23 protein-coding genes are annotated in these 23,117 nt (G+C 30.8%); 19 read left to right on the forward strand and 4 right to left on the reverse strand.

Annotated elements, in window-relative coordinates; genetic code table 11:
• Positions 1–7: 7 nt before the first annotated feature.
• From ACTTAO_RS05855 to ACTTAO_RS05885, 7 genes are read left to right on the forward strand one after another with little or no spacing between them, the layout of a single operon-like run.
• Positions 8–1,618 (forward strand): hypothetical protein, encoded by a 1,611-nt coding sequence (locus ACTTAO_RS05855; protein WP_440634398.1) that lies wholly within the window; start codon positions 8–10, stop codon positions 1,616–1,618.
• Between the two features lie 46 nt (positions 1,619–1,664).
• Complete coding sequence (locus ACTTAO_RS05860; RefSeq protein WP_440656908.1) at positions 1,665–2,234, forward strand: NAD(P)H-dependent oxidoreductase; 570 nt, start codon at positions 1,665–1,667, stop codon at positions 2,232–2,234.
• A complete protein-coding gene (locus tag ACTTAO_RS05865; RefSeq protein WP_440691377.1) occupies positions 2,206–2,679 on the forward strand; it encodes a hypothetical protein in 474 nt (157 codons plus the stop codon). The genes ACTTAO_RS05860 and ACTTAO_RS05865 overlap by 29 nt, the downstream gene beginning before the upstream one ends.
• Positions 2,680–2,736: 57 nt before the next feature.
• Positions 2,737–5,169, forward strand: a complete 2,433-nt coding sequence (locus tag ACTTAO_RS05870) for a GcvT family protein (protein ID WP_440671997.1) — start codon at positions 2,737–2,739, stop codon at positions 5,167–5,169.
• A complete protein-coding gene (locus ACTTAO_RS05875; protein WP_440691379.1) occupies positions 5,169–5,918 on the forward strand; it encodes an electron transfer flavoprotein subunit beta/FixA family protein in 750 nt (249 codons plus the stop codon). Before ACTTAO_RS05870 ends, ACTTAO_RS05875 begins: the two co-directional genes overlap by 1 nt.
• Positions 5,918–6,871 carry an electron transfer flavoprotein subunit alpha/FixB family protein gene (locus ACTTAO_RS05880; protein WP_440691380.1) on the forward strand — a complete coding sequence of 318 codons (954 nt, stop codon included), beginning with the start codon at positions 5,918–5,920 and terminating at the stop codon, positions 6,869–6,871. The genes ACTTAO_RS05875 and ACTTAO_RS05880 overlap by 1 nt, the downstream gene beginning before the upstream one ends.
• A 23-nt stretch (positions 6,872–6,894) precedes the next feature.
• Complete coding sequence (locus ACTTAO_RS05885; RefSeq protein WP_440691382.1) at positions 6,895–8,514, forward strand: electron transfer flavoprotein-ubiquinone oxidoreductase; 1,620 nt, start codon at positions 6,895–6,897, stop codon at positions 8,512–8,514.
• Position 8,515: 1 nt separating this feature from the next.
• Here the strand turns inward: ACTTAO_RS05885 and ACTTAO_RS05890 are convergent, their stop codons facing one another.
• Positions 8,516–8,890 (reverse strand): DUF2237 family protein, encoded by a 375-nt coding sequence (locus ACTTAO_RS05890; protein ID WP_072090395.1) that lies wholly within the window; start codon positions 8,888–8,890, stop codon positions 8,516–8,518.
• Entirely contained in the window at positions 8,890–9,357 is a 468-nt protein-coding gene (hisI, locus tag ACTTAO_RS05895; RefSeq protein WP_075506137.1) for a phosphoribosyl-AMP cyclohydrolase, read from the reverse strand. Before hisI ends, ACTTAO_RS05890 begins: the two co-directional genes overlap by 1 nt.
• Before the next feature lie 76 nt (positions 9,358–9,433).
• Between hisI and folE the strand changes: the two genes are divergently transcribed.
• The 10 genes from folE to ACTTAO_RS05945 all read left to right on the forward strand — a co-directional run bounded on the left by folE (position 9,434) and on the right by ACTTAO_RS05945 (position 18,299).
• Positions 9,434–10,054, forward strand: coding sequence for a GTP cyclohydrolase I FolE (gene folE, locus ACTTAO_RS05900; protein ID WP_075506136.1), 621 nt, complete (start codon positions 9,434–9,436; stop codon positions 10,052–10,054).
• Position 10,055: 1 nt separating this feature from the next.
• On the forward strand, positions 10,056–11,057 hold the full coding sequence (locus ACTTAO_RS05905; protein WP_440633569.1) for an MDR family oxidoreductase: 1,002 nt from the start codon (positions 10,056–10,058) through the stop codon (positions 11,055–11,057).
• Positions 11,057–11,944, forward strand: coding sequence for a LysR family transcriptional regulator (locus ACTTAO_RS05910; protein ID WP_440691384.1), 888 nt, complete (start codon positions 11,057–11,059; stop codon positions 11,942–11,944). The genes ACTTAO_RS05905 and ACTTAO_RS05910 overlap by 1 nt, the downstream gene beginning before the upstream one ends.
• A gap of 126 nt (positions 11,945–12,070) precedes the next feature.
• Positions 12,071–13,090 (forward strand): extracellular solute-binding protein, encoded by a 1,020-nt coding sequence (locus ACTTAO_RS05915; RefSeq protein WP_440691386.1) that lies wholly within the window; start codon positions 12,071–12,073, stop codon positions 13,088–13,090.
• 72 nt (positions 13,091–13,162) lie between these two features.
• On the forward strand, positions 13,163–14,773 hold the full coding sequence (locus ACTTAO_RS05920) for an ABC transporter permease (protein ID WP_440691387.1): 1,611 nt from the start codon (positions 13,163–13,165) through the stop codon (positions 14,771–14,773).
• Position 14,774: 1 nt separating this feature from the next.
• On the forward strand, positions 14,775–15,833 hold the full coding sequence (locus ACTTAO_RS05925) for an ABC transporter ATP-binding protein (RefSeq protein WP_440618220.1): 1,059 nt from the start codon (positions 14,775–14,777) through the stop codon (positions 15,831–15,833).
• 14 nt (positions 15,834–15,847) lie between these two features.
• Complete coding sequence (locus ACTTAO_RS05930; protein WP_440691388.1) at positions 15,848–16,534, forward strand: AzlC family ABC transporter permease; 687 nt, start codon at positions 15,848–15,850, stop codon at positions 16,532–16,534.
• A gap of 1 nt (position 16,535) precedes the next feature.
• On the forward strand, positions 16,536–16,844 hold the full coding sequence (locus tag ACTTAO_RS05935) for an AzlD domain-containing protein (protein ID WP_075506129.1): 309 nt from the start codon (positions 16,536–16,538) through the stop codon (positions 16,842–16,844).
• A gap of 1 nt (position 16,845) precedes the next feature.
• On the forward strand, positions 16,846–17,862 hold the full coding sequence (locus ACTTAO_RS05940; RefSeq protein WP_440647622.1) for an MBL fold metallo-hydrolase: 1,017 nt from the start codon (positions 16,846–16,848) through the stop codon (positions 17,860–17,862).
• Positions 17,862–18,299 carry a DUF4396 domain-containing protein gene (locus ACTTAO_RS05945; RefSeq protein WP_440633562.1) on the forward strand — a complete coding sequence of 146 codons (438 nt, stop codon included), beginning with the start codon at positions 17,862–17,864 and terminating at the stop codon, positions 18,297–18,299. The genes ACTTAO_RS05940 and ACTTAO_RS05945 overlap by 1 nt, the downstream gene beginning before the upstream one ends.
• Here the strand turns inward: ACTTAO_RS05945 and ACTTAO_RS05950 are convergent.
• Entirely contained in the window at positions 18,286–19,602 is a 1,317-nt protein-coding gene (locus ACTTAO_RS05950) for an MATE family efflux transporter (protein WP_440691390.1), read from the reverse strand. The genes ACTTAO_RS05945 and ACTTAO_RS05950 overlap by 14 nt on opposite strands.
• 16 nt (positions 19,603–19,618) lie before the next feature.
• Positions 19,619–20,146, reverse strand: coding sequence for a cytochrome b (locus ACTTAO_RS05955; RefSeq protein ID WP_440691392.1), 528 nt, complete (start codon positions 20,144–20,146; stop codon positions 19,619–19,621).
• Here ACTTAO_RS05955 and ACTTAO_RS05960 point away from each other — a divergent pair.
• Both ACTTAO_RS05960 and ACTTAO_RS05965 read left to right on the forward strand, forming a co-directional pair.
• On the forward strand, positions 20,141–20,608 hold the full coding sequence (locus ACTTAO_RS05960) for a c-type cytochrome (protein ID WP_440691394.1): 468 nt from the start codon (positions 20,141–20,143) through the stop codon (positions 20,606–20,608). The two genes, ACTTAO_RS05955 and ACTTAO_RS05960, sit on opposite strands and share 6 nt — an antisense overlap.
• Before the next feature lie 78 nt (positions 20,609–20,686).
• Entirely contained in the window at positions 20,687–23,116 is a 2,430-nt protein-coding gene (locus ACTTAO_RS05965) for an FAD-dependent oxidoreductase (protein WP_440691395.1), read from the forward strand.
• Position 23,117: the final 1 nt, after the last annotated feature.

Here is a 23,117-nt window from a genome sequence, read left to right on the forward strand (position 1 = left end):
AATCTTTATGAATAAAGTTTTAAAATTTTTAGACAGCACTTTTTTAGATTTAGGCCGACAATTTAAATGGACTTATTTGCCTCCTTTGATGGTTTATGTTGCAGCTGGTATTTCTGGATTAACTGGAATAGTTGGAACTTTTTTTGTTAAAGACTACTTAAATTTATCTGCAGCATTTTTAGCGGGGCTTGGGTTCTGGGCTGGAATTCCATGGGCATTAAAAATGCCTTTAGGACACTTGGTTGATCTTATATGGGATAGAAAAAATTATATGGTTTACTTTGGCGCTTCTTTAATCGCTTTAAGTTTGCTGATTATGTATGGACTTATAATTCATACAGAGGACATGTCTGAAATTTTCACAGTTGAGACTTGGTTTGTGATTAGCGTAATTTTAGCACCTGTTGGTTATGTAATTCAAGATGTCGTTGCTGATGCCATGACTGTTGAAGCTGTACCATTAACTGATGAGAGTGGAAATGATTACAGCAAAGATCAAGTTAAAATTATGCATACAACAATGCAAACCCTTGGTCGTTTTGCAATTATTGGAGGCACTGTTTTAGTTGCGTTGGTGAATGTAATTTTATTTAGAGATGTAGACAGCCTAGAACAGGCTGCTAAAATTGCTCTATACGGTAAAATTTATTTGTATGCGTTAGTTATTCCTGTTGTTTCAATCTTAGGAGTATTTTTAGCAAAATATTTAAGGAATAAGAAAATTCAAAATTTAAAATCTAAAGGACTTGAATTTAAAGAGGAAAGAGGATCTGAAAAAACTAAAATTAACTGGTGGATCCTTGGCGGAAGCTTAATTTTTGTTATTTTTACTTTATCAATTGGATCCTTCAAAGTTCCCTTTGCACAAGAAATTGTTTTCATTGGTTCAGTTATTATAATTTTATTTTTGATGTTTAAACTCATCAAAGAGTTGCCAGAGAATTTAAGGTTAACAATTGTTGGTACTGCAGTAATTATATTTATATTTAGAGCAATGCCTGGTCCTGGTCCTGGTCTAACATGGTTTGAAATTGATGAACTTGGTTTTAACGAACAATTTTTTTCAATTTTGTCTTTACTGGCATCAATTTTAACATTGGCTGGAATTGTTTTATTGAGACCATTTATGGCTAATAACTCAATTGCAAAAATTATTGTTGTATTAAGTATAGCTGGTGCCATTTTATTTTTACCAAGTGTTGGAATGTATTATGGATTTCATAATTGGACTGCTTCAATAACAGGTGGTGTAGTTGATGCTAAATTTATAGCTATACTTAACACAGCTTTAGAGTCTCCATTGGGACAGGTATCAATGATTCCTTTATTGGCATGGATTGCTAAAAATGCCCCTTCACATCTTAAAGCAACTTTTTTTGCAGTATTTGCTTCTTTTACAAATTTGGCTCTTTCAGCAAGTGCTTTAGGAACAAAATATTTAAATCAAATTTTTACAGTTACTAGAGAAGTAAAAGATAAAGTTTCAGGTGAAATTCAAACAACTGCTGATTATTCAGAACTTGGGATATTGTTAATTGTAGTAACTTTACTTACACTTATTTTGCCTATTTTATTTGTCTATATAATTAACAATAGTAAGTACAAAACCTCAGAATAAACAATAATTTTATAGTTTTTTTGATTTTTTTTGTTAATTAAAAATCATGAAAAAAATTTTCTTAGTTTATGGTCACTATAATGACAATTCATTTAACGCAGCTATTAAAAATGAATTTATCAAACACTCTGAATTAAAAGGTAACAAAGTAGACGTTGTAGATTTATACAAAGAAAAATTTGATCCTGTATTTGCTGGAGAAGACCCAAGTGCTGAAGTCTTAGATCATCGTAAGAGAATAGAAGAGTGTGATACAATTGTATTAGTTGCGCCAATATGGAATTTTAGAATGCCAGCAATTGTTGAAGGATGGATTGATAAAGTGTTGGCGCCACCATGGGCATTTAGATTTAAGCAACTAGTTGGAAACTATGGCTATCCAATTGGTAATTTAAGAAAAAAGAAAGCAGTAATTTTTTGCACATATGGTTCACCAAGACTTGCTATCACTACTTTTTTTTTAAATTTACCGATTAGAAGACTTAAAAGAGGGGTATTTCATATGTGTGGCATATATAACATTACCTATCGAAGATATTTTGCAGTACCTTTTGTAAGCGACTCAAAAAGACAAGAGTTCTTAGAAGATGTTAGAAAAACTGCGAATAATATTTAGCACTTTATTAATTCTATTATTGACTACTGTTTATTCATATTCAGAGTTGATAAACCCAAGCAAAAATATTACTCCAAAAGAAGTTGTTGAAATTCAACTTAATGGTCTCAAACAAAATGATTTAGAATATAAAGATAGAGGGATAGAGCAAACCTGGACCTTTGCTCACCCGAACAATAAAAGAGTAACAGGTCCCCTAGGTAATTTTAAGCGAATGATCAAAGGAGCCTCCTATAACATGATGATTAACCATTTAAGCCATACTATCACAGAGCTTGGCAGTAGTGACAAATGGGCCCAATTTGAGGTCATCATTTTAGATAACAACAAAATTTATCATAAGTTTAATTGGCAGGTTGAAAAATATACGGACGAAGGAGTTTTAAAAGATTGCTGGTTGACCACAATGGTCTCAAGTCCAATTCCACTCGGCAGCTCAATTTGATTATCCACAGATACATTTTTGTTTCGTTACTAATAAAAATTTAGTAGGAATCACGAAATGAAAACAAAAACTAAAGTCGTAGTAGTTGGTGGCGGAGTAGTAGGTGTCAGTGCTCTTTATCATTTAGCAAAAAAAGGTTGGTCTGATGTAGTCCTTGTTGAGAGAAAAGAATTAACCTCAGGTTCAACTTGGCATGCCGCAGGTTTGTTGCCGTTGTTTAATATGAGTTACTCTGTAGGTCAGCTACATAAGTATGCGGTAAATCTTTATAAAACTTTAGAAGAAGAAACTGGAAAAAATGTTGGCTTTAGTGTTGTTTCAAATATTCGTTTGGCAAGTACAAAAGATAGAATGGATGAATACCATCAGTACGCAGGTGTAGCTCGAACAATTGGGGTAGATGTAAAATTTTTAACTCCACAACAAGTAAAAGAAATTTGGCCTCTATGTCATACAGATGATTTAGTTGGAGCAATTCAACACCCAGAAGATGGATACATTCAACCAGCAGATTTAACACAAGCTTTAGCTACTGGCGCAAGAAATAGGGGAGCAGAAATTTATAGAAACACAACTGTTCTATCAATGAGACAAACAAAAGATGGATGGATTGTTGAAACAGATAAAGGATCAATAGAGTGTGAACATGTAATCTCTTGTTCTGGAAATTTTGCAAGACAAACTGGTGAAATGGTTGGATTAGATATTCCTGTTATCCCTGTTGAACATCAATATATCGTGACCGAACCTCATCCTTTAATTCAACAAAGAAAAAAAGACGGTTTACCAGAAATGGGAGTTTTAAGAGATAGCGATAGTAGATGGTATATGAGAGAAGAAGCAGGTGGATTAATTTTAGGACCTTATGAAGATGGTGCACCAGCATGTTATGTAGAAGGACCATCAAAGAATTCTGAATACGAATTATTTCAAGAAGATTTAGATAGATTAGCTCCACATATTGAAGGAGCAATACATAGAGTTCCTGCTTTTGGAGAAGTTGGAGTTAAGAAAGTTTATAATGGGGCAATTTGTTATACACCTGATGGAAATCCAATTGTTGGACCAGCTTGGGGACTAAAGAATTTTTGGATTAATGAAGGTCATAGTTTTGGAATAACTGCAGCAGGTGGTGCTGGTTGGCAACTTGCTGAATGGATTGTAGACGGTGAACCAACAATTGATATGTTGGGAGTTGAGCCAAGACGATATGGAAACTATGCAACAAAATCTTATTTAAAAGCTAAAAATGAAGAGGCTTACAGTCATGTTTTTATAGTTCACTATCCAGATGAAGAAAGACCTGCAGCAAGACCCTTAAGAACAGCTCCATGTTATGAAAGAATGAAAAATTTAGGAGCAGTTTTTGGACAAAAATTTGGATGGGAAAGACCTAATTTTTTTGCAACAGATGGGATGGAACAAAAAGATGATTGGTCGTTTAGAAGATCAAAATGGTTTGATGCAATTAAAAAGGAATGTCAAAACGTAAAAGAAAATGTTGGTCTTTTAGATATGACTGCTTTTGCAAAATGCAGAATAAGAGGACCTAAAGCAGAGGAATTTTTAGATTATTTAGTTGCAAACAAACTTCCAAAAAAAATTGGAAGAATAAATCTATGCCACGCATTAAATACCAAAGGTGGTGTGCATTCAGAATTTACAATTATGAAAGAAGCTGAAAATAGTTACTATTTAGTATCAGCTGGAGCAAATTTAAGATTAGATCATGATTGGATTCAAAAATGGATGCCAGATGATGGATCTGTAATTTTTGAAGATTTAACAAATAGCACAGGTGTATTAGTAGTTGCTGGCCCTAAAGCAAGACAACTAATGCAAAAAGTTTCAACAGATGATTTTTCTAATGAAAACTTTAAATGGCTTACAGCAAAAAATGTAAATATAGGATATGCACCAGTTAATGCCATGAGAGTAAATTTTGTTGGTGAACTTGGATGGGAACTTCATCATCCAATCGAGTATCAAAATCATATTTTTGATAAATTAATGGAAGCTGGTAAAGATTTAGGAATTAAACCATTCGGTATCAGAGCAATGAATAGTTTAAGAGTTGAAAAATCTTACAAACTAGTAGGAACAGAATTGTCGATTGAATATTCTCCATACGAATCTGGACTAGATAGATTTATTCATCCAAATAAAGGAAACTTTATTGGTTTAGAGGCACTTAATAAATGGAGAGAAAAAGGTTTTGATAACAAATTAGTAACTTTAGAAGTTCACAATACTAAAGATGCAGATGTTCTAGGAAATAATCCTATATTTAAAGACGGTAAAGTTGTTGGAAGAGCAACAGGCGGCGAGTTTGGATTTAGATTAGATAAATCAATTGCTCTTGCAATGGTAAAACCTGATTGTTCTAATGTGGGCGACAAATTACAAGTTGATATATTGGGTGAAATGTATGACGCTACCGTTTTAGATGAAAGTCCATACGATTCAGAAAATAATTTGTTGAGAGCTTAATGAAAATCTTAGTAGCAGTAAAAAGAGTTATTGATTACAACGTTCAAATCAGAGTCAAAGAGGATGGCACTGGTGTAGTTACAGACAATGTAAAAATGTCAACCAATCCACCAGATGATAATGCAATCGAAGAGGCAGTAAAAATTAAAGAAGCAGGAAAGGCAACTGAAGTAGTTGCAATAACTGTAGGTGAAGAAAAAGCTCAAGAAACTGTTAGAAAGGCTTTAGCAGTTGGAGCAGATAGAGGAATTCATGTTAAAGCAGATGGAATACTAGAGCCATTAGCTGTTTCAAAAATTTTACAAAAGATTGTTGAAAAAGAAAATCCAGATTTAGTTTTTATGGGAAAACAGGCAATTGATGATGATTGTAATCAAACAGGTCAAATGTTGAGTGCATTATTAAATTGGCCACAAGCAACTTTTGCATCAAAGATTGATGTAAAAGATAATAAGCTAGAAGTTACTAGAGAAATAGATGAGGGACTTGAAACAATTGAAATAAATATTCCTGCTATTGTAACTTGCGATTTAAGATTAAATGAACCAAGATACGCTTCTCTTCCAAACATTATGAAGGCAAAGAAAAAACCAATTGAGGAAATTTCTGCATCTGATCTAGGTATTGATACTTCTCCAAGAGTAGAGCAAATTAAAGTAGAAGAGCCACCAAAAAGAAAAGCGGGCATTAAAGTGGCTAATGTAGCAGAATTAGTTCAAAAATTAAAAAATGAGGCAAAGGTAATATAATGGCAGTTTTACTTATAGCAGAGCATAATAATAAAGAGTTAAGACCATTTACATTAAATGCGGCTACAGCTGCTTCACAAATTGATAGTGAAGTTCATGCTGTGATAATTGGAAATGATAGTGCAGAGGCATCAAAACAATTATCAGAACTTCCAGTAATTAAAAAAGTATTAAGCGTTGAAGCATCACACTATGAAAATTTCACTGCAGAAAATTTTGCTCCGGTTGTGGTTAAGTTAGCAGAAAATTATTCTCATATCATTTGTTCAGCAAATACATTTGGTAAAAATTTAATGCCAAGAATTGCAGCTCATCTTGATACCTCACAAGTTAGTGACATTATAAAAGTAATATCATCTGATACTTTTGTTAGACCAATTTATGCTGGGAATGCTTTTGCAACAGTTAAAAGTAATGATGCAAAAAAATGTGTAACTATTAGACCAACTTCATTTGAACCTTGTGAAAGCTCAGGAGGCTCAGCACCAATTGAGAAAATTGATGCTGGTGAAGAATTTTCAAATACAAAATTTATAAAAAGAGAAGAAATTAAATCTGATAGACCTGAACTTGGTACAGCTAGAATTGTTGTATCAGGTGGAAGAGGAATGCAAAGTGGAGATAACTTTAAATTAATTACTGAAATTGCTGATAAGCTTGGAGCAGCTATTGGAGCATCAAGAGCCGCAGTTGATGCAGGTTATATAAGCAATGACCATCAAGTTGGGCAAACCGGAAAAGTTGTTGTACCAGATTTATACATAGCTGTTGGAATATCAGGAGCAATTCAGCATTTAGCAGGCATGAAAGAAAGTAAAGTTATAGTTGCAATTAATAAAGATGGTGAGGCCCCAATTTTTAGCGTTGCTGATTATGGTCTTGAAGCAGATCTCTTTGAAGCTTTGCCTCAGTTCATGGAAGAGCTGAACAAATTAAACACTATACAAAAATAATCCTTACAGTTAAAAATTAGATTATGTCTAGAGAATCTATGGAATATGATGTTGTAATCATTGGTGGTGGCCCATCAGGATTAGCGACTGCAATTAAATTAAAACAATTAGATTCAAATTTGAATGTTTGTTTGCTTGAAAAAGCTTCAGAAATAGGAGCTCATATTTTGAGTGGGAATGTTTTTGAAACAAGAGCTCTAGATGAGTTATTACCTAATTGGAGAGAACTTAACTCGCCAATTAAAACAAAAGTAACAAAAGAAAAATTTTTATTTTTAGGAAAAACAAAATCTTTAAGTTGGCCAACTTGGCTTCTGCCAGCAGTTCAACAAAATCATAAAAATTATATTATTAGTTTAGCTAACTTATGTAGATGGTTAGCTGAACAAGCAGAAGCTTTGGGTGTAGAAATTTTTCCAGGTTTCCCAGCAAGTGAAATTTTATATAACGATGACGGTTCTGTTAAAGGAGTAGCTACCCAAGATATGGGTATAGATAAAGAGGGCAACAAAAAAGATAGTTTTGAACCAGGTATTGAGCTTTTAGGAAAAGTAACAGTATTTGCTGAAGGTTGCAGAGGTCATCTAGGAAAACAATTAATTCAAAAATTTGAACTGAGTAAAGGAAAAGATCCCCAGCAATATGGAATTGGTTTTAAGGAAATTTGGGAAATAGAGGAAAAAAATCATGAAGAAGGACTAGTAATGCATACAGCTGGATGGCCACTTGATAACAATACTTACGGTGGAAGCTTTATGTATCACGCTGAAAATAAACAAGTGTTTTTAGGCTATGTAATAGGATTGGATTACAAAAATCCACATTTATCTCCATATGATGAATTTCAAAGATTTAAAACTCATCCAGCAATTAAAAAAATAATAGAGGGAGGAAAAAGAATTTCATATGGCGCAAGAGCATTAATCGAGGGAGGATTTCAAAGTTTACCTAAAATGTTTATGCCAGGTGCATTATTAGTAGGATGTGATGCCGGTACATTAAATATGCCTAAAATTAAAGGCTCTCATACCGCAATGAAAAGTGGAATGATAGCAGCTGAAACTATTAATGAACACTTAAAAGAAAATAAAGATTTATCTAATTATGAAGATAAATTTAAAAAAAGTTGGTTATATAAAGAATTATTTGAGGCTAGAAATGTAAAACCTAGTTTTAGTTGGGGACTAATTTTGGGGATTATCTTTACAGGTATTGATCAAATTTTGTTCAGAGGAAAACTTCCGTTCACTCTTAAACATAAGCATGCAGATCATGAAACATTAAAACCTGCAAGTCAAATGCCCAAAATTGATTATCCAAAGTACGATAATGTAATAACTTTTGATAAAACTAGTTCAGTTTATCTTACAGGAACTAACCATGCTGACAATCAACCTGTCCACTTACAACTTAAAGATCCTGATTTACCAATCAAATACACTTTAGAAAAATTTGATGAACCTGCACAAAGATATTGTCCTGCTGGAGTATACGAAGTGCAGAAAGAAAATGATGTTAATAAGTTTGTAATTAATTCGCAAAATTGTATTCACTGTAAAACTTGCGATATTAAAGAACCTTCACAAAATATAACTTGGGTGACACCAGAAGGTGGTGGTGGACCAAGATATGGAAATATGTAAATTAAGATAAATCTATTGCAAACTTTTTTAAAGTTTCAATAGGTACATATTTAAGAGTGTTTTCGTGAGTTCTTTTCAAAAATATTGGACATCCTTTACCAGCTTCAACTGCTCTTGCATACCAACTAGCACACAAACACCATCCATCTCCATCTTTTAAACCTGGAAACCCAAATTCAGGATGTGGAGTAATTAAATCGTTACCTGCTTCTTTCATCCACTCTAAGCATTCGGTAGTAACTTTAGCACAAACTGTATGAAGTCCATGATCATTCTCGTCAGTGTTACAACAACCATCACGAAACCAACCTGTTAATGGATCATTGGAGCATTCTTCTAGATCTTCTCCTAGAACATTTTTTTGTTTTTCACTCATTAAATCTTAGTAGGATTTGGTTGTCCTTTATAAACTTCTTCAGGATCAAATTTTTTTTCTTTTTCAAGAAATTCCATTTCTACTTTACGTCCATTATCAATTGGTCCCATAGGAATAGATCTATAAAAGCATGATCTGTATCCAACATGGCAACTAGCACCGTCTCCTATATCAACTGTTAACCAAATTGAGTCTTGATCATCATCAATTCTGATTTCAGTTACTTTTTGAGTAAAGCCACTTGTTTTACCTTTGTGCCAGATTGCTTTTCTAGATCTACTAAAGTAGTGAGCTTCTTTGGTTTCAATTGTTTTTTTTAATGCTTCAACGTTCATATAGCCGTGCATTAAAATATCTTTGGTTTTTGAACACATTGTAATGACAGGTATTAAGCCATCATTATCAAATTTTGGTGAAAGAAGATTTCCTTCCTCGATATCGTAGATATTTTCTCTTTTTTTGAACATAGAATGTGATTATGTAGCACATATCTAGATATAATAAATATTTTAAAATCAGGTAATTACTGTATAAAAAGGCGCTATGAAATTAGTAAAAGACACTGACAACAAGTTAAATGAAAATAAGCAAGTTTCAGACAAAGATGCTGAAGAAGCTTTTAAAACAATTTTAACATGGATGGGTGAAGACCCAAATAGAGAAGGTTTATTAGAAACTCCAAAAAGAGTTGTTAAAGCATTTAAAGAATATTTTAAAGGTTACAAAGAAGATCCAGATAAAATTTTGGATAAAACTTTTGGTGATGTAGAGGGATATGATGACATGGTTGTCCAGAAAAATATTTCTGTGCAAAGTCATTGCGAACATCACATGGCACCAATTATTGGAAAAGCTCATGTTGCTTATATTCCAAAAGAAAGAGTTGTAGGTTTAAGTAAACTTGCAAGAGTAGTTGAAGTATTTTCCAAAAGACTTCAAACTCAAGAAAGACTTACAATGCAAATTGCAAATACTTTAATGGAATCATTAGATGCAAAAGGTGTTGCAGTAACAATAGATTCAACTCATCAGTGTATGACTATGAGAGGAATTAAAAAAGAACAAGCAACTACGGTAACAAATTATTATTTAGGTCAATTCAAAGAAGATTTAAGTTTTCAAAATAGATATTTACGATTTATTAGCACTACGCTAAAAGATTAAAGTGTCTGATCAATTCAAAGCAATAGTTCTTAATCAAGAAGGTGAAAATTTTTCTAGAGAAGTAAAATCTTTAGATAGAAGTTTTTTAAAACATGGGGATGTAACTGTTCAGGTAGAATATTCAGATTTAAATTTTAAAGATGGAATGATTCTAAAGAATGGTGGAAGATTAGTAAAAGAGTATCCGCACATACCAGGAATAGATTTTTCAGGAAAAGTAATTGAAAGTGAAAATTCAAAATTTAAATCAGGCGATGAAGTAATACTAACTGGTTTTAGAGTTGGAGAAGTATTTTTTGGTGGTTATTCTCAGATAGCAAAAGTTAATGCAGACTTCCTAGTAAAAAAACCTGATAACTTAAGTAGCAAGCAGGCAATGATTTTAGGGACAGCAGGCTTAACTTCTTTAATGAGTGCTTTTGCAATTCAAGCAAGAGAAAGTATTTTGCTTGGGGAAAAAGTAAATGATGTTTTGGTAACAGGAGCAACCGGAGGCGTTGGCAGTGTTGCAATAATGGTTTTAACAAAATTAGGATACAATGTAACTGCAGTATCTGGAAAAGAAAGTAAGTCAGATTATTTAAAATCTTTAGGAGCAAAAAACATTATAAATAGAGCTGAATTTGATAAAGACCCAAGACCAATAGATAAAGGTTTATGGGACGGAGTGGTAGACACTGTTGGAGGAAAAATTTTAGCAAACGCAATTGCACAAACAAAGCCTAATGGAATTATAGCTGTATGTGGAAATGCAAATAGTAATGAACTTAACACCAATTTACTTCCTTTTATGTTAAGAGGTATTAAGGTTTGGGGAATGGACTCTGCAAATTGCAGTATAAAAAGAAGAGAATTTATGTGGGGTGAAGCTTCAAAATTAATTGATTTTGAATTGCTTGAAAAATCAGTTTTAACAGTAGGTTTAGAGGAGCTAATTGAAACTTATCCTAAAATTTTAAAAGGTGAAATTTCAGGTAGAGTATTAGTGGATGTAAATAAATAATGGATTGGGATAAATTAAAAATTTTTCATGCAGTTGCAGAAGCTGGAAGTTTTACAAATGCTACTGTAAATTTAAACCTTAGCCAATCTGCAATCAGTAGACAAATACAGTCCCTAGAACAAGATTTGAAAGTACAACTCTTTGAAAGACATGCAAGAGGATTAACTCTTACAGAAAACGGTGAATATGTTTTTAAAACTGCACATGAAGTAATAAGTAAGTTGAAAGAAGTTGAAACATCTTTAGGTGATCAGAAGAGTAAACCAACAGGAAAATTAACCATAACAACAGTAAGAAGTTTTGGTACTCACTGGTTAACTCCTAGAATTCAAGAATTTATGAGACTTAATCCAGAGATTGAGATTGAACTAGTCTTTGATGATAAAGAATTAGATCTAAGTACAAGACAGGCTGATATTGGAATTTTTATGAGAAGACCAAAACAGCTTAATTATATTCAAAAAAAGCTAGTTGATATTAAATATTATATTTATGGATCAAATAAGTACTTAGAAAAAAATGGAATGCCAAAGACAATAAACGATCTAAATAAACATAAATTTATTTCATTTGGAAAAGGAGCACCTTCTCCAGTTTATAATCCAGATTGGGCATTAAAAATTGGAATGCATGACGGTAAAAAAAGAAAATCAATCATGAAGGTAAATAGTGTAATGGGTCTTTTGTTAGCCGTAGAATCTGGTGTAGGATTGGCTGCACTTCCTGAATATTTAGTGATAAATTCAAATAACGTAATTAAAGTACTTCCGAAAGTAGAAGGGCCTATAACAGAAGCGCACTTTGTTTACCCTCAGTCATTAAAAAATACTGCTAGAGTTCAAGCATTTAGAAATTTCTTATTTAGCAAAATCGGCGACTGGAAATAAAAATTTCCTACATTTAACAATAATAAAAAAAGTATTGAAATATGTGTCAATTTATGCGATTGATAATCATTCGCATTGATAATAATTCTCATTCGCAAATAAACTAGGGTAAAGAAAAGGATATAAATGAAAAAAATAACATTATTAGGATTAATTTTATTTTTCTTTGCCAAAATGAGTATAGCAGGTGAAGTAAATGTTTTTAGTGCAAGACATTACGACTCTGACATTCAGTTGTATGAAAAGTTTACGAACAAAACAGGTATAAAAGTTAACGTAGTTTCAGGTAAAGACAAAGCGTTGCAAAAAAGAATTACTGAAGAAGGAAAAGACTCTAAAGCTGATTTATATATTACAGCAGATGCCGGAAGACTAGGTGCATTTGACGAAAAAGGAATGTTTCAGAACTCTATGTCAGTGCAGATTGAAGCTTCAGTACCAGCAAACTTTAGATCTGATAATTGGACAGGTATCGCTAAAAGAGCAAGAATTATTTATTATTCACCAGAAAGAGTAAGTTCAGAAGATTTAAAAGGGATAACTTATGAAAGTTTGTCAGACTCAAAGTGGAAAGGGAAAATTGTAATTAGAAAATCTAATAATATTTACAATCAATCTCTTGTTGCATCATTAATTGAAAATAATGGTAAAGAACAAACTTTAGAATGGGCAAAAAAATTAGTTTCAAATTTTGCAAGAAATCCTAAAGGAAATGATAGAGCTCAAATTTTAGCTGTTGCTGCTGGTGAAGCTGATTTGGCTATAGCAAACACTTATTACTATGCTTTGATGTTATCTGGTCAAAAAGGAGAAGATCAAAAAGAAGCTGCTCAAAAGGTATTACCTTATTTCCCAAATCAAAATGATAGAGGGACACATATGAATATAAGTGGTGGAGGTATTTTAAAAAATTCTCCTAATCCTGAAAATGCAAAAAAATTACTAGAATTTCTTTTAACAAAAGAAGCACAACAACACATAGTAAACAATACATTTGAATACCCAATGATAGAAGGTGTTGAACCACACCCTCTTATAAAAAAAATGGGTGAAAATTTTAAACAGGATTTAAAAACAAAAGTTGAAGACTATAAAAAAAATCAGGCTGATGCATTGGAGGTAATGTTGATGTCTGGTTGGAAATAAAAGAGGTTAACACTAAGTACTTTTGGTATAAAGTTTATTACCCTACTTTATATCATTAGTACTTCGTTAAAAATGGGTAATAAAATTAATATTTGGTTTTTGAGCTCTTTGCTCATTTCTATGATAGTTGCGATACCAATTGTAACTGTATTTACTAGTTTTTTTGAACCAACAAGTGAGTATTTATCAATAGTTAAAAACACATTTTTGTTTGAATATATTTCTAATTCAATAATTCTTGTAATTGGAGTTTTAATTACAACTTTTATAATCGGTGTAGGATCTGCTTATTTAGTTTCGTTTTATAAATTTCCTGGAGTTAATTTTTTTAAATGGGTGTTGATTTTATCTTTTGCAGTTCCAGCTTATATCTATGCATATTCATTAACCGCTTTTTTTGAAAATTATGGAACAGCTTTTTCAATTATGAAAAACTTATTCGGTGATAGAAATTATAATGCTGTTTTACCTAAATTTGATGGAATGCTAGGAGCTATAATTTCAATTTCATTTTCATTATTCGGTTATGTTTATGTTTTAACAAGAACTTCATTTCATTATCAGTCTCAAAATTTGCTAGAACTAGGTAAAAACCTTGGTTTTTCGACAAAAAAAACATTTTTTAACATTATTTTACCATCGGCAAGACCAGCAATTATTGCTGGATTATCTTTGGTTGCTATGGAAACTTTATCAGATTTTGGTGCAGTATCTTTTTTTGGAATATCGACTTTAACCACTGGAATTTATGATGCTTGGATATCTTTTGATGATTTGGCTTTAGCAAATAGAATATCTTTTTTTCTACTAATTTTTATATTTGGATTATTTTATTTAGAGAACTTATCCAGAAAAAAAGCACAGTACCATTCTCCTGCTAAAGGAAATATTAAAACTAAAACTTTGAAACAATTAAGTGGTTATAAATCTTTAATGGCAATTATTTTTTGTTCATTTGTATTTTTTGCAAGCTTTATATTTCCAGTTTTGCAAATGCTTTACTGGACAATTAAATTTCCAAAACATTTTATAGATCTAAATATTATTGAATTATTATCAAACACGTTGATTTTAGTTTTCTTATCAGGTTTTATTTTAATATTTTTATCTTTTGTAGCAAATTATGGAAATAGAATTAGTAAAAATAAGTTTTTAAATATTTTAACAACTTTTTCAATTACTGGTTATGCAGTACCAGGAATAATATTAGCTGTAGCTTTCATAACTTTTATTTCTTGGTTTGATGAAAATGTTTTTTATTTTTTTGATATAAAACAAATTTTTATTGGATCTATAATTGGTTTAGTAATTGTTTATTTTGTAAGATTTTATTCTTTAGCTAACAACGGTATTAAATCTGGATATTTAAAAATTAATTATTCAATTGATGAAAGTGCATATCTATTAGGTTATTCAAAATTAAAAACTTTTTTAAATATTCATATCCCTTATCTTAAAAACTCAGTCTTATTGATTGCTATATTATTATCAATCGAAATAATCAAAGAATTACCAATTACATTAATTATGCGTCCTTTTAATTTTGAAACATTTGCCACCCAAGCCTATATATTTGCTTCACAAGATTTACTAGAAGCTGCCGCCGCACCTTCATTATTACTAATTATGATTGCAAGTATTTTTATTTTAATTACATCTAAGTATATGTTTAAAGATAAATAAAATGAGAAATAATTTTTTAGAAATCGAGAATGTTACTTTTGCTGCAAGCTCTAAAAATAAAGTAACCAATGTTTCATTTAATATTGAAAATGAAGGAGACATAGTTTGTTTGTTAGGCCCCTCTGGAATTGGAAAAACTACAATATTAAGAACAATAGCTGGCCTTGAAAAAATTCAGTCTGGTAAAATTATTTTAAAAAATAAAATTATTTCATCTAAAGAAAGTCATGTTGAACCTGAGGATAGAAATATATCTTTGGCTTTTCAAGACAACTCTCTATTTCCTCATTACAATGTTTTGGAAAATATTAATTTTGGAGCTGAGAGAAATAAAAAAAAGAAGAAAGGTCTAAATTTTAAAGAAATAGTTAAATTTCTTCATTTAGAAAAAATCTTAGAAAAATATCCACATGAAATTAGCTCTGGAGAAGCTCAAAGAGCCTCCTTAGCTAGATCTTTGTTATCAAATCCTGATTTGTTACTACTAGATGAACCTTTGTCGAATATAGATCAAAGTTTCAAAGAAGAAATACAGGTAAAGTTAAAGCAAATCTTAAAAGACTTAAAAATTACAACAATAATTGTTACTCACGACTCTTACGAAGCATTCTATCTAGGTAACAAATGTGGAATTATTTTAGACGGAGAACTTAAACAATTTGATGATCCTTATAATGTTTATCACTTCCCAAATTCTGTTGATGTAGTTAATTTTTTAAACAGAGGAATATTAATTCCAGCAAAAGTTACTGATGAAAATACTTTAGAAAATGATGATTTAGGTACAATCAAAGGTAATTTTACAAAACATTATCCAAAAGGATCTAAAGTACAGTTATTGTTACAGCCAGAAGATCTAGAACATGATGATAAAAGCAATTTAAAATTAGAAGTGGTTGATAGAAAGTTTAGGGGGACAAATTTTATATATACTCTAAAAACTAGTAGTGATTTATTAATTCCTGTTTTTGTTCATTCGCATCACGTCCACCAACATGAAATTGATGAAAAATTTGGGATTAAACGTCCGATAAATATTGATCACATAGTTTGTTTTTAATAGAACCCAAATAAATGCTTACAAAAAAACAATTATTTACTAGGGGTATGCTGGATATTTCTCCACATATGTTGTCTGTGATCCCATTTGGAATAATTTGTGGAGCTATCGGAGTTGAATTAGGATTTGACCCATTATTAGTTTATGCGATGTCTATTATTATCTTTGGTGGTGCATCACAAATTGTTTTTTTGCAATTACTATCAGGTGGTGCATCTGGATTGGTAGCAGCAACATCAGTAGGCGTTATAAATTCAAGACATCTTTTATATGGGGCAGTTTTATCAGAATACTTAGAAAAATTATCATTTATAAAAAAATTACTAATCTCTTATATTATTGTAGATCAAGGTTTTGCAGAATCTAATAAATTTTTTAAAAAAAACAAATCAGAGCAATACTTACATTATCATTTGATTGGTACAGGTTGCACGATGTGGGTTTGTTGGCAAATTGCTACATTGTCAGGAATCATTTTAGGTTCATTTGTTCCAGAGGAACTTGGATTAAAATTTGCAATACCACTTACTTTTATAGCTATTGTAATACAAGATTTAAAAAAACTTGATCACTTAATTGTAATGATTGTATGTGGATTGAGTTCGTTATTATTTTATGATGCTCCATTTAGATCTTATATAATTATTTCACCTATACTCGCTTTGTTTGTTGCGGCTTTAATATTGAGGTTAAAAAAATAAAATGACCTGGTTATCAATTATTGTTGCAGGAATATTAACTTACTTTACTAGAATGACGATGGTAGCTCTAGTAAGTCGAGACATGTTGGGAGATAAAATAAAAGCTGTGTTAGCTTATGTTCCATCAGCCGTGTTTCCTGCAATAATATTTCCAGGAATTTTTATAAATGACTACGGTCAGTTCATTGAAATGGATGACCCTAAAATATTTGCTGCAATTGTTGCTGTAATTGTTGGTTATTTTTCAAGAAATATAATCGCAACTATTTTGTCTGGTTTAATTTCTTATTGGTTTTTGATATTTATCTAAAATGATCTTTAGACAAATATTCGATAGTGTTTCTAGCACTTATACTTATTTAATTGCATCTGGAAGGGGACGTGAAGCTTTAATAATAGACCCAGTCTTAGAAAAAGTTGATCAGTATATTAATTTGTTAAATCAATTAGATTTAAAATTAGTAAAGGTGATAGATACCCATATTCACGCAGATCATATCTCTGGAATTGCTGAACTAAGAGATAAAACTAATTGTGTAACTGTTATGGGTAATAAAACTCCTGCCGATGTAGTTGCAATGAGAGTATCAGATGAAGAGATAATCAAAATAGATGGAATTGATCTACAAGCTTTATACACTCCTGGCCATACTTCTGAGAGCTTTAGTTTTTTGATGGGTGATAGAGTGTTTACAGGAGATACATTATTAATTAGAGGTACTGGTAGAACAGATTTTCAAAACGGAGATCCTAAAGACTCTTATAATTCAATATTTAACAAATTATTAAAACTACCTGATCAAACTCTAGTTTATCCTGCGCATGATTATAAAGGAGAAATGGTAAGTACTATTATAGAAGAAAGACAATTCAATCCAAGATTACAGGTAAAATCAGTAGAAGAGTACGTGGATATTATGAATAATTTAAATTTACCAGATCCCAAAATGATGGATGTTGCAGTTCCAAGTAATCTTAAGTTGGGCATTGATTTAAACCGTCAAAAAGTAAACAATGGAATTGAGCCAGAGGAGTTTAACAAGATTAAAAAAGAGGAGAACACAGTTCTGATAGATTTAAGAGAGCAAAATGAAATAGATAAAGAAGGTAAACTAGATAACAGTAATATAGTCCCATTTCCTTCTATGCATGACTACATTGAGAAAAATAAAGATAGTTTAAAAAATAAAAAAATTCTTTTTTACTGCGCTCATGGACACAGGTCTACTTTAGCAGTTCAGATTTCTAAATCATATAATTTTGGTAACTGCTTTCATTTAATTGGAGGTTTAGAAAAATGGAAAAAAAAAGGATTAGAAATTAACTAATGACAGCATCAACTTTTCATTGGTCTTGTAAACATACTTGGAGAAGAAGCGCAAAGAATACAGCATGGTGCTTATTAGGTTGTGCCATCGGAGATTTTGGAACAATTTTATTTTTTCAACTTACACAAATTCCGTTTCCAGTGTTAGGAATAATGATTCTAGCAATAATAAACGGTTTAATCACAAGTATAATATTAGAAACAATAATTCTAATGAGACAAGGTTTTGAATTTAATAATGCTTTGAAGACAGCTTCTGGAATGAGTTTGATTTCAATGATTAGCATGGAAGTAATGATGAATTTGACTGACTTTGTTTTAACAGGTGGTGCCATTTTAACTTGGTGGGTGATTCCAATTATGTTGATAGTAGGTTTTTTAACTCCGTGGCCTTATAATTATTGGAGATTAAAAAAATATGGGATTAACTGTCATTAAATCTTAAATAAATCCTATTTAAATAATAATATAAAGACAAAGCTCTCAAGATCATAAATATTGTTAACGATATCCATACCCCATCATTTGAAATGTAATTTGTGAGAACTAAAGAAATTAATAAATATAAAGAAACAGAAAAAAACATAGCATTTCTAATTTCTTTTGTTTGAGAGGCTCCAATAAAAATACCGTCAAATTGATAACAAAAAGATGCAAAAAAAGGCAAGATAATCATCCAAATTGAATAATCTAAACTTAAAGATCTTATTAGATCAATATCAGACATCATATAAATCACATTCTTATGAATAAAATAATAAACAACAGAAATACCTAAGCCTGTAACTGAACTTAAAATAAAAGAATTTTTAATAATTGAACTGAATAAATTTTTATCTTTTTTACCCAATGAATAACCAATAATTCCTTCAGTTGAAAATGCGTAAGCGTCTAAAATGAATGCTGATAGAAAGACGAGATTAATTAATATTGCGTTAGCAGCTATATACTCTTCTCCAATTTTCGATCCAAGGTATGTGAACCACAAAAAAGAAAAAGTAAGTAATATAGTTCGAATAAAAATATTAAAATTAATATTAAAAATATTTTTTAATTTATTTAGGTCAACAATTTCTCTTATTATAAAATTAATCTTTGTAAGCTTGTTTAAATAAAAAAAAGTATAAATTAAAAAAACAGTAGAGGTAATTATCCCAGAAAAAAGAGTTCCATATGCAACACCTTTAATATTTAAATTGTATTGAGTTACGAGAATTATGCTCAATATAATATTTAATATTGAGAAAAACCCTACTGCAATACTTGAAATTTTAGTTTTTTGTAATCCAACAAAAAGACCTGTTATAATATAAAGAGTAAGTTCACCTGGAGCTGAATAAATCCTAATTTTAAAATATTCCTCATAAAAAGAAGTAGTTTGTGAATTTAGATCAAATATTTGTAAACTTATCTTAAGAATTAAATTTTGAGCAAAAAATAAGACAATAGAAAGTATAATTACAAATAACAAATTTCTTAAAACAATATTAATAATTTCTTTATAATTTTCAGCTCCATTAGCTTGAGAGACCATACCGACAGTTCCCATTCTTAGAAATCCAAAACTCCAAAAAATCATTGAAAATAAATTTGCTGCAACAGAAGTTGCAGATAAATAAGAAACATTACCCAAGTTACCCATTAAAGACGTATCAATAATTGCAACTAATGGAATAGCCAAGTTGGCAAAAAATATTGGAATAGATAATTTTAAAATATATCCAATAGATGATTTTTCCATGTCTGATGATTAATTATTATAATATTTTTTTTAATAAATTTTCTTTAAAGAATAATTTATGAATTATTACGGCACTTACATGTAAAGCAACTAAACCAATAAGTACATAGTTTGATATAATATGAATGTTATAAAATTGATCAGCAAGTTCAAAATTGTCTTTTATTTTTATTTCTTTTAAAAAAATCACCAAAGGTTCACCATTAAATAGTTTTTTCAATATTCCTGAAATAGTTATTGATAAGACTGCGATGTATAACAACAAATGATTGAGTTTAGCAACAAACCTTTGCCCCATAAAAGTAGCAGGTCCTAACTTTGGAACTGGATTAATCAAATTATTTAGTAACCTAAAAATAATAACGTAAAATATTCCAAGACCAATCAATACATGAATGTTTTCAATAGTTATTCTGTTTTCACCAAAATCTAAACCAACTAAATAAAAGCCAAGAGGAATTTGAATTAATAATAAGATTGCACTTAACCAGTGCATTAACTTTGAAATCAGTCCATATTCTGTTAAGGTGTTCTTAACATGCATAACTTATTAAAACATACCAAGAAGATCTTTGGTACAATAATATTATCTTTAATTATGGTGTTTTCTGGCACATTAGCTAATGCAGAGTTGTCAGTAGAAGATATTATTAAAAGTAGAAAAGCACTATTTAGTAAGAATTATAGTACCGCTAAGAGGGTACAATCTTTTTCCTCAAATGGAGATTTTGATGAAGCGATAGAACTAATGAAAGAAATGAGTGAAAATTACATTACTTTATTAGATCTATTTCCAGAAAATTCTAAAGAAGGATTTAAAACAGAAGCACTGCCTATAATTTGGGAAGAAAAAGATGCTTTCAACGCATTAATGCAAAAATCTGCTGATGATATGATTAAACTCACTTCTATTATAGAAGATGCAGATGATATTAGAGGAGCTCTAGGAAAATTAATGTGGGCAAATTGTAAAGCCTGTCATTCCAAATATAGAAAACAGCATTAATAAATTCATATACCCATTTTGGTTAATTAAAATTAATTTTGTTTAATTAATTTAAAATCTAAGTAGTTTCATTTTTTTATGGATAAAATTCAGTCTCACGCAAAGCTCGTAATTGTTGGTGGTGGAATAATGGGAGTTAGTTTACTCTATCATCTTACAAAAGAAGGATGGAGTAATGTCGTATTAATTGAAAAAAGTGAACTTACTTCAGGATCAACTTGGCATGCTGCAGGTCAATGTCCTCATATGTTAACGAGTCTAAATCTTGCAAAAATTCATCTTCATTCAACTAACCTTTATAAGTCACTAGAAAAAGAAACTGAACAACCAACAGGATTTCATGAAACAGGAAGTTTAAGGTTAGCATATACCAAAGAGGATCTTGAGTGGTTTGATTATACTAAAGGAATTTTAGATATAGCTGGTTCTCCATGTTCAATTATATCAACAGAAGAAATTCATCAACATCATCCCTTTATAAAGTTAGATGGAATTAAAGGTGCTTTTTTAACTCCAGAAGATGGCTATACAGATCCAACTAGCACAACAAATGCAATGGCTAAAGGTGCAAGAAATGGTGGAGCCAAAATTTATAGAAAAAATAGAGTAACTGATATTGAACAATTACCTTCAGGAGAGTGGAAAGTAATTACTGAAAAGGGTGATATTGTTTGTGAGCATGTTGTTAATGCTGCAGGAAGTTTTTGTCCAGAAGTAGCACAGATGGTTGGTTTAAAAAATGTTCCAAGTATAAATATGATTCATCAATACTTAGTTACAGAAGCACATCCTGAAATAGAAAAATTAAGTAAAGAATTACCAGTTGTAAGAGACCCAGATTCTTCTTCTTATCTAAGACAAGAAGGTAAAGGACTTTTAATTGGTCCTTATGAAAAAGATGTGGCAGCTTGGGCTTTAGATGGAATGGATTGGAAATTTGATATGGAGTTGTTAGATCCAGATCTTGATAGAATTGCAGAACACTTAGAAAAAGGAATGGATCGTATTCCACAGTTTAAAGATGTAGGTATTAAAAGAATTATATGTGGTCCTATTACACATACTCCTGATGATAATTTTTTAGCTGGTCCTGCACCCGGACTTAAAAACTTTTGGATGTTTTGTGCAGCAAGTATTGGAATTGCTCATGGAGGGGGAGCTGGAAAATATATGGCTCAGTGGATTGTGCATGGTGACTCAGAAATAAATATGATGGAATTTGAACCAAGAAGATACATGAGTTGGGTTGATAAAAATTATTCAGTTGAAAAATCGAAAGAGCAATATCGAAGAATGTATGTAACTCCAATGCCTAATGATGTTGTAGAGGTTGGAAGACCAATGAAAACAACGCCAATTTACCAAAAGTTGAAAGAAAAAGGTGCTGAATATTTTGATTTATATGGATGGGAAAAACCAGCTTGGTTTAATAAAGATAATATTAAAGAAGAATTAAGTTATAAAAGAAATAATTTATTTCCTATAATTCAAAAAGAATGTCTGCATGTTCATAACAATGTAGGCTTGATAGATCTATCAACTTTTTCAAAATATGAAATTACTGGAGAAGATAGTTATAACTTTTTAGAAAGACTTTGTGTTAATAGAGTTCCAAAAAAAGATGGAAGTATTGTTTTAACTCATCTTTTAAATGATATTGGAAGAATTCAAACTGAACTAACTTTAACTAAACTAAAAAATAACCATTATTACGCATTATCAGGTGCAGTATCAGAAATTAGAGATTTGGATTGGCTAAATCAGAATAAAAAAGAAAACGAAAAAGTTGAAATTAAAAATATAACTTTAGACAAAGGTGTAATTGGTATCATAGGACCAAAATCAAGAATGGTTTTACAAAAATTAACAGATACAGATTTAGGAAATGAAAATTTCCCTTGGTTAAAAAGCAAGGAAATAAGTTTAGGTAAAATTAATGTAACAGCTTTAAGAGTAAACTATATGGGCGAACTAGGTTGGGAATTGCATCATGACTTTAAAGATATGGAAAAACTATATGAGTTATTAAGCGAAGCTGGTAAGGAATTTGATATTATAGATTTTGGAGCTCATGCAATGGATTCTATGAGGATTGAGAAGGGATACAGAGGTTGGGGGTCAGAATTAACTCCAGAAATTAGCGTAGTTGAAGCAGGCTTAGAAAGATTTTTTAATATTGAAAAAAAATCTGAATTTAAAGGGTCTAAAATTGTATCTAATTTAATAAAAAATGGCCCAAAGATTAAATTAGTTTATATGGAAGTTGATGCTGTAGATGCAGATGCTCATGGAAATGAACCAATTTACTCTAATGGTAATTTAGTGGGTCTCACTACATCAGGGGCTTATGGGTATAGAGTAAACAAAAGTTTAGCCTTTGGATATGTCAAAACTGAATTTGCTAAAGTTGGAAAAGAGTTTTTGATTAAAATCCAAGGAAAAGATGTTAAATCAAAAGTTATTGATGAACCTGCTTTTGATTCAAATAACGATAGGCTAAAATCTTAAA

The sequence above is a fragment of the Candidatus Pelagibacter sp. HIMB1782 genome (assembly GCF_052047475.1).
GTDB lineage: Bacteria > Pseudomonadota > Alphaproteobacteria > Pelagibacterales > Pelagibacteraceae > Pelagibacter.

Coding starts and splice junctions, on each gene's coding strand:
- ACTTAO_RS05960 (WP_440691394.1), top strand. CDS start 20,141: ATGCATAACTTATTAAAACATACCAAGAAGATCTTTGGTACAATAATA.
- hisI (WP_075506137.1), bottom strand. CDS start 9,357: ATGTTCAAAAAAAGAGAAAATATCTACGATATCGAGGAAGGAAATCTT.
- folE (WP_075506136.1), top strand. CDS start 9,434: ATGAAATTAGTAAAAGACACTGACAACAAGTTAAATGAAAATAAGCAA.
- ACTTAO_RS05870 (WP_440671997.1), top strand. CDS start 2,737: ATGAAAACAAAAACTAAAGTCGTAGTAGTTGGTGGCGGAGTAGTAGGT.
- ACTTAO_RS05935 (WP_075506129.1), top strand. CDS start 16,536: ATGACCTGGTTATCAATTATTGTTGCAGGAATATTAACTTACTTTACT.
- ACTTAO_RS05855 (WP_440634398.1), top strand. CDS start 8: ATGAATAAAGTTTTAAAATTTTTAGACAGCACTTTTTTAGATTTAGGC.
- ACTTAO_RS05955 (WP_440691392.1), bottom strand. CDS start 20,146: ATGCATGTTAAGAACACCTTAACAGAATATGGACTGATTTCAAAGTTA.
- ACTTAO_RS05930 (WP_440691388.1), top strand. CDS start 15,848: ATGCTTACAAAAAAACAATTATTTACTAGGGGTATGCTGGATATTTCT.
- ACTTAO_RS05875 (WP_440691379.1), top strand. CDS start 5,169: ATGAAAATCTTAGTAGCAGTAAAAAGAGTTATTGATTACAACGTTCAA.
- ACTTAO_RS05910 (WP_440691384.1), top strand. CDS start 11,057: ATGGATTGGGATAAATTAAAAATTTTTCATGCAGTTGCAGAAGCTGGA.
- ACTTAO_RS05950 (WP_440691390.1), bottom strand. CDS start 19,602: ATGGAAAAATCATCTATTGGATATATTTTAAAATTATCTATTCCAATA.
- ACTTAO_RS05885 (WP_440691382.1), top strand. CDS start 6,895: ATGTCTAGAGAATCTATGGAATATGATGTTGTAATCATTGGTGGTGGC.
- ACTTAO_RS05865 (WP_440691377.1), top strand. CDS start 2,206: ATGTTAGAAAAACTGCGAATAATATTTAGCACTTTATTAATTCTATTA.
- ACTTAO_RS05920 (WP_440691387.1), top strand. CDS start 13,163: ATGGGTAATAAAATTAATATTTGGTTTTTGAGCTCTTTGCTCATTTCT.
- ACTTAO_RS05965 (WP_440691395.1), top strand. CDS start 20,687: ATGGATAAAATTCAGTCTCACGCAAAGCTCGTAATTGTTGGTGGTGGA.
- ACTTAO_RS05940 (WP_440647622.1), top strand. CDS start 16,846: ATGATCTTTAGACAAATATTCGATAGTGTTTCTAGCACTTATACTTAT.
- ACTTAO_RS05860 (WP_440656908.1), top strand. CDS start 1,665: ATGAAAAAAATTTTCTTAGTTTATGGTCACTATAATGACAATTCATTT.
- ACTTAO_RS05880 (WP_440691380.1), top strand. CDS start 5,918: ATGGCAGTTTTACTTATAGCAGAGCATAATAATAAAGAGTTAAGACCA.
- ACTTAO_RS05915 (WP_440691386.1), top strand. CDS start 12,071: ATGAAAAAAATAACATTATTAGGATTAATTTTATTTTTCTTTGCCAAA.
- ACTTAO_RS05890 (WP_072090395.1), bottom strand. CDS start 8,890: ATGAGTGAAAAACAAAAAAATGTTCTAGGAGAAGATCTAGAAGAATGC.
- ACTTAO_RS05925 (WP_440618220.1), top strand. CDS start 14,775: ATGAGAAATAATTTTTTAGAAATCGAGAATGTTACTTTTGCTGCAAGC.
- ACTTAO_RS05945 (WP_440633562.1), top strand. CDS start 17,862: ATGACAGCATCAACTTTTCATTGGTCTTGTAAACATACTTGGAGAAGA.